General features: G+C 55.6%; 6 protein-coding genes and 1 CRISPR repeat array. Of the genes, 3 read left to right on the top strand and 3 right to left on the bottom strand.

The genetic code is table 11. From position 1 onward, the window contains the following. Positions 1-23 precede the first annotated feature (23 nt). Positions 24-682: a CRISPR direct-repeat array (repeat unit 35 nt; unit sequence ATCGCCCGCTCGCGAGAGCGGGCGCGGATTGAAAC). Between the two features lie 87 nt (positions 683-769). Then, positions 770-1603: a glycosyltransferase family 2 protein gene (locus tag KF752_19075; GenBank protein MBX3423665.1), complete on the bottom strand. Its 834-nt coding sequence runs from the start codon at positions 1601-1603 to the stop codon at positions 770-772. Between the two features lie 245 nt (positions 1604-1848). On the opposite strand from KF752_19075, the gene KF752_19070 reads away from it, so the two are divergent. Genes KF752_19070 through KF752_19060 form a run of 3 tightly spaced genes read left to right on the top strand, consistent with a single transcriptional unit; the run spans position 1849 to position 6109 of the window. Continuing rightward, the gene (locus tag KF752_19070) at positions 1849-3048 is read left to right on the top strand and encodes an LptF/LptG family permease (protein ID MBX3423664.1); all 1200 of its coding nucleotides are present in this window, start codon (positions 1849-1851) and stop codon (positions 3046-3048) included. 45 nt (positions 3049-3093) lie between these two features. Then, positions 3094-4752, top strand: a complete 1659-nt coding sequence (locus KF752_19065) for a HAMP domain-containing histidine kinase (protein ID MBX3423663.1) — start codon at positions 3094-3096, stop codon at positions 4750-4752. Continuing rightward, positions 4730-6109: a sigma-54-dependent Fis family transcriptional regulator gene (locus KF752_19060; GenBank protein MBX3423662.1), complete on the top strand. Its 1380-nt coding sequence runs from the start codon at positions 4730-4732 to the stop codon at positions 6107-6109. Before KF752_19065 ends, KF752_19060 begins: the two co-directional genes overlap by 23 nt. Positions 6110-6294: 185 nt before the next feature. On the opposite strand, the gene KF752_19055 is transcribed toward KF752_19060, so the two are convergent. Together KF752_19055 and KF752_19050 are read right to left on the bottom strand one after the other, a co-directional pair. Beyond that, positions 6295-7527: a glycosyltransferase gene (locus KF752_19055; protein MBX3423661.1), complete on the bottom strand. Its 1233-nt coding sequence runs from the start codon at positions 7525-7527 to the stop codon at positions 6295-6297. A 174-nt stretch (positions 7528-7701) separates the two neighbouring features. Next, positions 7702-8541 carry an enoyl-ACP reductase gene (locus tag KF752_19050; protein ID MBX3423660.1) on the bottom strand — a complete coding sequence of 280 codons (840 nt, stop codon included), beginning with the start codon at positions 8539-8541 and terminating at the stop codon, positions 7702-7704. Positions 8542-8700 lie beyond the last annotated feature (159 nt).

Raw genomic sequence — 8700 nt, 5'->3', positions numbered from 1 at the left:
GGCCTCCTCAATTGTGAGAAGGCATCGCCCGCTCGCGAGAGCGGGCGCGGATTGAAACAGACACTGCCTGGAGCAAGGCCACTTGTCGGAGGCCGATCGCCCGCTCGCGAGAGCGGGCGCGGATTGAAACCCATTCTGTGGTGTCCATCTTCATGACATTACTATATCGCCCGCTCGCGAGAGCGGGCGCGGATTGAAACTCTTGCCATCTTGCATTTCCAGCCCGTTTAACCATCGCCCGCTCGCGAGAGCGGGCGCGGATTGAAACGAACCGCAGTTGTGCTGCCTGCACTGGATTCGCAAATCGCCCGCTCGCGAGAGCGGGCGCGGATTGAAACCGTCGTGGGAATCTTCCGCGCAAACATAACTGAATCGCCCGCTCGCGAGAGCGGGCGCGGATTGAAACTGTTGGAGCGAGAACGGGCTGCTGTCGAGCCGCATGATCGCCCGCTCGCGAGAGCGGGCGCGGATTGAAACCGATGGGGCAAAGCGAACAAAAGGCAGCCCGCCATCGCCCGCTCGCGAGAGCGGGCGCGGATTGAAACAACATCTTTGCAATACGCTTCCTCCCTTCGTCGGATCGCCCGCTCGCGAGAGCGGGCGCGGATTGAAACTAGCCGAATCTCGATTGTGCCCTGTTTCTTCTGATCGCCCGCTCGCGAGAGCGGGCGCGGATTGAAACGGCATACAGGTTGAACGTCGGCACGGGACGGGTGATTTTTTATGGGATTCAGCGGTTCAGGCGACAGCTTGACAAGCTGGGTTGCTCTCACACCGCAGCCTTAAAGCGTTGGGGAATGCGGATTACCGGGTCGCCGGGGATCATGCCGGGCTTGTTCCAGGCATAGAAGGGACGATGCCAAGTTTGATAACGTCGGGCGGTTGTGAAGTAGTCATCACCGTCTTGAGGCTGCGACTGACTGATGATGCCAAATAGCCTTTCACGCCGGGTGAGATGCCCTTGCCATCCCGTAGCTAACCGATCAGCATCCAGCGTCTTGCCAGTCGATAACTGATAATCGACCATCCCAAAGTGAAACAAATATAGATTGGGATCGATGTGAAAGTTCCTGCCTTTGATGCGGTGCATGCCAGAACCCCACGTCAGCGGCCGCGTGGTGATGCACGGCTTGGTGTAACGCGATGATACGTGGGCGAACTGCCGCTGCGCTAGAAACGGCAATTCAAGATTCAGCGGCTGTTCGAGTTCGATGTGCTGGCCGACATCCAACCCCAAGGCCGAAATCGAGGCGGGTAACTGGCGAGAGCTGAGATAGCTGCGTAGATCGAGCCCAAGCTGTGGGTCAACGACGATGAATTCATCTACGTCAGTGGCGATGGCAATATCGAAGTAGTGATACAGGCCTCGCGCAATTTTGGACATGACGCGTGCGCGACGACGCATGGCGGGCACGCGTTCGAGCGGCTGATGCGGCAGCCTCAGCAGGTTGACTCCCTGGATGTTGTCGGGCGGTTGCTGGTCGTGACCATCCAGGATCACGAATAGGTTTTCGCGTCCCAATGCCGCTCCATAGTGCTCGATCCACTTCTTTAAGAAAATGCGGTCATTGCGAACCGTGGTCAACGCGCATATCTGTTTCATGGGTCGGAGTCTCGTAGGACGGTGATTAATGAAAGGACGCGATGGGGCAATATGTGAGGGATCTGGGGCCCATTGTCTGGCGACGGCGGCTACGCGCGGCCGACGGTGCAGTGTAGTGACTGGCGATTTGGGGAGGAATGCCAGTTCAAATGCTGGTTGTCTCTGCAATTGCTGGCAATGCGCCGAGTCAAAAGGCGATCGCCATGGTGCCCGGATTAAAACGCTGCTAGACTCGCCGTCAAATCATGTATCGATTTAGCCGCTATATTCTGTGGGAAGTTATCAAGTTGTTCGTGGTGGCCTTAGTGGTCTTCACGGCGGTGATCGTACTGTTTGGCGTCATGCAACAGTTACTGCGTCAAGGGTTGGGCACAATGGCGGTACTACAGCTACTGCCTTACGTCTTGCCGGTGTCTTTGCAGTACGCTATTCCGGCGACATTGCTGTTTGCCGTGTGTAGCGTGTATGGCCGACTGAGCGCAGACAATGAATTGCTGGCCGTGATGGCGGTAGGTGTCCCCCCGATCAAGTTCATTTCCCCAACGCTGGTTATGGCTCTGGCGATCAGTTTGGTCGCTGTCTGGCTGAACGACATCGCTTACTCGTGGGGCAAGCCGGGCATCAAACGCGTGGTTACGCACTCACTGGAGCAGGTGGCTTACGGCTATCTTCGTAGCCAGGGAGCCTACACGTCAGACAATGGCTTCTCCATTCACGTACACGGCATTGGCGCTGACGGCCGCGAGCTGATCCTGCCAACCATTTCGCACCAACCTCGCAGCGGCGGACAGCCGGTCAGCATCGAAGCCAAGTCGGCCCGCATGCACGTTGATTTAGAAAAAGAAGAGTTAGTCATCGAACTCAATGATTCCGTGATGGCCATGGGAAATACGGGACCGAGAGTGGACAAGCCCGGTCCATTCTCATTTTCAATCCCACTGTCGGACGCTACGCGCAAGGCGACGGTCAAGGAGCCGGCAGACTATCCGATGCGCGCTATGCCGGCTGAGTTAGAGCGCCAGCGAGTATCGCTGAGCGAATTGGAGGAAGTCCAGACTGCACGCGCGGGGATGGCGCTGGCTATTGGCAAGTACGAATGGCTGGGCGACGCTTTTCATCAGGATTGCAAGGTCAAGACGCGGTATGGTACCTATCGACTGCACCAGCTCAAAATGGAACCCTGGCGGCGATGGGCGGCCGGCTTCAGTTGCCTCTTTTTCGTGTGGGTTGGCATTCCACTGTCGATGTGGATGAAGTCGGCGGACCACTGGACCAGCTTCGGAATTTGCTTTCTACCCACGCTGTTAGTGTACTATCCGATCTTTACACTGGGTCTGGATCACGCCCGTGATGGCAGTTGGTCGCCGTCGGCAGTCTGGCTTGGAAATCTAGCGCTACTGTTGGTCGGTGCATATTGGATGCGCAGAATTCACAAGGCGAATTGACGTGAACCTCAGAACTCACCACCACCGGCGATTCGGGAGACAGCCATGATCGCGGCGATGCCGATTCGCAAGAAGATTTTGCTAAACATGATCGTGCTGAGCGTGATCCTGTTGCTGCTGACCTTTGTGAGTCTGCGCGTCGTGGATGCGTATCGCGCTCTAACGGGCAATATCGGTGCGCTGTCTTACGAGGTGCAAGAACTGTGGAGTCTGGGCCAGGACGTCGGCGAGCTACGCAGCTACTTCCGCCGCGGCCCGTTGAACATCGTTTCGAAAAATGTGCAACCTGCCCCAGACCGAGTCGAGTTATTGACGCTCAGCGGCGACACTCCCGGTCTGTCGCTACAGTCAAGCGAGAGAGTCAGCTTCCTAAATCAACTGCACTTCGTCGAATTCAAACTAGGACAACATCGCACTCGATTTCAGAACCGTCGCGACGCTGATCCGCTGTTGGCCAGCAGTAGCCAAGAATTGGAGTTGGTCAATCACATGCTCGACCGCCTCAAGTTGGTCCAGCAGTGGGAGTCTGAATATCATAGCGGCGGCAAGATTCGCTCGCTGAAAATAGCGCAAGAGCTGGACGATCTGGCCCTGGATGCTCACAGCCTGTTCAAACTGCTGACGGATCGTATGAGAACGGTTCGCGAGGAAGCTCGATCCACCTACAGCACATGGCGAGTAATCATCATTGTCTCCGGAGTTTGGATGCTGCTGATCGTGCTGTTTTCGTACTGGTTCCTGCGCAAGCAGGTCGTGCAGCCCTTCAAAATCTTACTTAGCGGCAGCCGGCGCATCGCCTCTGGAGAATTCGACCACCGTATCATTCTCCGCAGCCGCGACGAACTGGCCGAACTGGCAGATGCGCAAAACAAAATGACCAGCTTGTTCGTAGAGATCAAGAACAACTTGGATCAAAAGGTACGCGAACGATCTCAGGAGGTCGTGCGTAGCGAACAGTTGGCCAGCGTCGGATTCTTGGCGGCTGGGGTGGCACACGAGATCAACAATCCCTTAGCTTCAATCGCCTGGAGCGCGGAATCGCTGGAAAGCCGCTTACATGAAATGTTGCATCAAGACCCGGCCCAAGCCGATATGGATGCCGAGGAATTGAAAATCCTAGGCAAATACCTGAAGCGCATTCAGGATGAGGCGTTTCGTTGCAAGGGAATTACCGAGCGGCTATTGGACTTTTCGCGGTTAGGGGAAACACAGCGCAAACAGCTTACTAACGTCCACGATGGTGTGAGTGACGTCGTGGAATTGGTCAGGCACCTTGGCCAATATCGCAATCATCGCATTCATTTTGAAGGCGTGAAAGATTTGCAGGCCTGGATCAGCCCCACCGAATTCAAGCAAGTGGTGTTGAATCTGCTGACGAATTCTCTGGATGCTAGCGAATCCGGCCAAGAGGTTCGCTTGCGTTTGTCTTGCGACGAATCGCAATTCCAGCTAATTATCGAGGACGACGGTTGCGGTATGACTGCTGAGGTCATGTCGCACCTGTTCGAGCCCTTTTTTACACGCCGCCGAGACGGACGCGGTACAGGACTGGGACTGTCGATTACGTACCGCATCGTTCAAGACCACGAGGGAACGCTGGTTCCCGAAAGCCCCGGCCCCGGCCGCGGCTCGCGATTTACGTTGACAATGCCGATTCGACCATCATCTTTGCGATCAGAACATGAAAACCTCCAAGCCGCTTAATGGACTCAACGTACTCTTCGCCGACGACGAGGAATCGCTCCAGGAGCTGATGAGCCTGGAATTGCCACGCATGGGACACAGCGTGGCGGTCTGTCCCGATGGTCCGTCAGCCATCGCTGTGGCGCGGAATCAGCAGTTCGATTGCATGATAGTGGACCTGGATATGCCTGGACTGAGCGGTATCGAAGTTATTCGACAGATCCGCGAACATTCACCGCAAACCGAGGCGGTGGTGTTGACAGGCAAGAAATCGTTGGAGACAGCCGTTGCGGCTATGCGCTATGGTGCTTGCGACTACCTGACGAAACCCTGTAGCTGGAATGACTTGCGACAATTGCTGCAAGCCATTTTGGATCGTCGCGACTTGGTGCGGCAGTTCTACGCTGTCAAGCAGCGCATTGAGAAGTCCGGTGTGTCCAAGCACTTGATCGGTACGCATCCCTCGATGGATTCCGTCAAGCAATTGATCGCCAAGGTTGCCCCCACGCAATCGACGGTCATGATTCGCGGCGAAACCGGGTGCGGCAAAGAACTGGTGGCCCGAAGCGTTCACGATCAAAGCCTGCGGGCGTCTGCGCCCTTCGTGGCCATCAATTGTGGTGCTCTGCCAGAAAGCCTAATTGAAAGCGAGTTATTCGGTCACAAAAAAGGTGCATTCACTGGTGCCGACGCGCAGCGCGAAGGACTGTTCGAGATGGCGTCTGGTGGTACGATTTTTTTGGATGAAATCGGTGAACTCCCACTGTCGATGCAGGCCAAGCTGTTGCGGGTGCTGGAAAGCGGTGAAGTGCGTCGCGTGGGCGATAACCAGCCATTCAAAGTCGACGTACGCATTGTGTGTGCTACGCACCGCGATTTGGAACACATGGTCGAACAAAGCCAGTTTCGCGAGGACTTGATGTTCCGCATCAACACCTTTGAAATCCGCCTGCCACCCCTGCGAGAACGAACCAGCGATTTGCCAGCGCTGGCGGTGCATCTGTTCCGGCGCTTTCGTCAGGACGCAATCGACGATGACCGGTTGTTCAGCCCCGAGGCCATGGAGTTGCTGATGGGACATGTGTGGCCAGGCAATGTACGGGAACTAGCCAATGTAATCGAGCACGCTTCGATCCTCTGCGAGTCCCCACCTATTCTGCCTGAACATTTGCCCAAACAGTTTACCGATCGTCGACTCAGAAAAGAGTTGCGCTCATTGGGGCCAATGACCATGCGAGAATTGGAGCTGACCGCCATTATTGAAGCTGTCTCTAGGCACAACGGTAACAAGCAAGCAGCCGCCGATGAACTGGAAATCAGCCTGAAGACGTTGTACAACAAACTGAATCAAGCCGAAGATCGCCAGAAGGCGGCTTAGCTCACGTGCATGCAGCATCTCAGCGATCCGTGTGACAGTTCAAACTTTGATTGAACTGTCATGCGAATTGCCAAAGGGAACATACCAGTTGTTGGCGACTTGCGGCACACACCTGACGAGCTACGAACAGCCTCCACGTTCCGGTGAACGTAGCTACCGATTAACGGATGCAGCTACCCATTCAGTTAAATATCTTTCAAGAGTCCAAGCAGTAGTTCCTCAAGTTTGCGCGCTTGGGCTGCGCGGCTGTAGGCGGCGATTACATCAGACTGCGGATGGAAGTACGACAATCGGCTACCGGTGTACAATTCCAGTAGAACGCTTTTGATCTGCTCCACATCTCGGCCGACGGCCAAGCCACAACCCGCATCGTGCAACAGGCGCCCAGCATCGGAAGCGGGCGTATCGCCAATTGCCAGTACCGGTCGACCGGCCGCCAAGTACTCAAATAACTTGCCAGGCAACACGCCAGCATCGTCGGCACCCAACAACAGTAGTAGTGCTGCTTGACTCTGTGTTTGATGTGACTGCTCGCGCGAGACTTGCCCCGGCAGATGTGCCAGGTGACTGAGTTGATATTGATGAAGCAGTTGCGGCAAGCCTGCCAATTTGTCTCCCAGAAAGCACAGTTGAAATCGTTGCAAATCAATTTGTTGTTGATCTGCCAGGGCTCGCAGCGCTTGAAACAACGGTTCGGGGTCACGCTTCTGCGGGTAGATGGTACCGGTGTAAACAATTCGAATCAGACGGTCGTTGTTTTCCGATTCACGATCGTTGAGCGAATTGTGGGGTGCCGAAGCGACTTGATCGTAGCCGTTGAAGACCACCGCCACTGCCAATTGTGGAACCATTTTTTGCAATGCCGATTGCAATGGCGGTGAAATTGTTGTGAGTAAGGATGCTCGGCCCAGTAGCCAGCGCTGAATTGACTCTAAAACGCGCTCGGCGATGGCCCCGCGCTGTCGATAGGGGTTGCCAGTCCACAAATCGCGATAATCCACGATCCAGTGGCTGCGCGCATGGGCTCGTTTGGCAACGTATCCCAGCCAAATGGGCGCGATGGGACTGTAGGTGGATACAATGGCATCGAAACGCCTGGTACGCGACAATCGCCGGGCGTGCATGGTCGCCGTCAGCATCCAAGATAGCCGCTGCCAGCCATACAGGATTCGCCGTAAACTGCTCTTGCCTCCATAACCCCACTTGTCAGCCAGACTGTAATCCAGCTCGATCACTTCGGTACCTTCAGGCAATTCAGGCAACGGCAGCGTGAGCGGTCCATGGTAGGGATGCTTTTTGCTGGTCAGGACCGTGACTTGATGCCCGGCCTGGGCTAAATGCACGGCCCACGAGGCGGGGCGTGACGAGGCCATACGATTGAGCGGCGGGAAGTAGGCAGCCACTAACAATATCTTCATGCGCCATCCGCTCCTGCGGAATTGCTCTGCTAAGCCCAGATCAATCTAAAGCTGCGTTCACCAGACCTCAGTTGACGTCGCTGGCGATTGACGTTCTGGAGAACCACGTTCTGGAGAACGTGGCTACCGTTTGCGAACGTAGCTACCAATTAGGAGCGCAGCTACGCAGACTAGCTAAGCTGTTGTGGCTGCATCCTTCAGCGTCTCCAGCAAGCGTCCGGGGCTGCCCATGATGTTGTACCCAGAATCAACGTGCAGTATTTCGCCGGTGATACCGCCACTGTAGTCGCTCAACAGATACGCACCAGCCCGACCCACTTCGTCGTGAGTCACACAGCGCCCCAGCGGTGCAACGTAATCATAGTAGCGCTGCATTTCACCTACACCGGCGGCGGTACCGGCCAGCGTCTTCAGCGGACCAGCGCTGACCGCGTTGACGCGCTGACCGCGCAATCCTAAGTCAAATGCCAAGTAGCGCACGGTAGCGTCCAGTGCCGCCTTGCAGATGCCCATCACGTTGTAGCCTGGCACACACTTTTCGCCACCAAAATAGGTCATCGTCAACACCGAAGTCTGCGGCTTCATGAGAACTTGCGCAGCTTGAGTCACTGCGATCAGGCTGTAGACACTGACGTCCATGGCCAGTTTGAACCCCTGTCGGCTGGTGTGCACTGTGTCACGCGCCAAATCATCTCGATCGGCAAAGGCTATTGAGTGCAATAAAAAGTCGATGTGCCCCAAGCGCTCGCCGGCCAACTGCATAAACTGAGCAACCTGCTCGTCGGACTGCACATCCAACGGCTCGAGAAACGTCGCATGCTGCGGATAGTGATCGACGCACTTGGAAACGCGGAGCCGATTCTTCTTGCGAGGATCATCAGGTTTGTCCGGCAGGTGAGAAAACCCGCACACACCACCCTGATCCATAATTTCCTTAGCTACCGCCCAGGCGATCGAGCGGTCATTGGCCACGCCTAAGATCAATCCACGCTTGCCTTCAAACAATCTATTCATCTTGCGCCTCGCATCCTGTAACGCAGTTAAACAATCAATCGAAGTCGTCTATTGTCTGTATCTTCCATATTTTGCCAATAGTGGAACCGGACAGAGCAGGGCCTGGTACTTGTGGTAGAATTAAACGCTCCAGGGGCTTTAGAGGATTTGTAAGCTGGG

This window comes from Pirellulaceae bacterium (genome assembly GCA_019636385.1).
GTDB lineage: Bacteria > Planctomycetota > Planctomycetia > Pirellulales > Pirellulaceae > Aureliella.
Note: the sequence above shows the minus strand (reverse complement) of the source record. Positions and strands in the feature narration are given on the sequence as shown.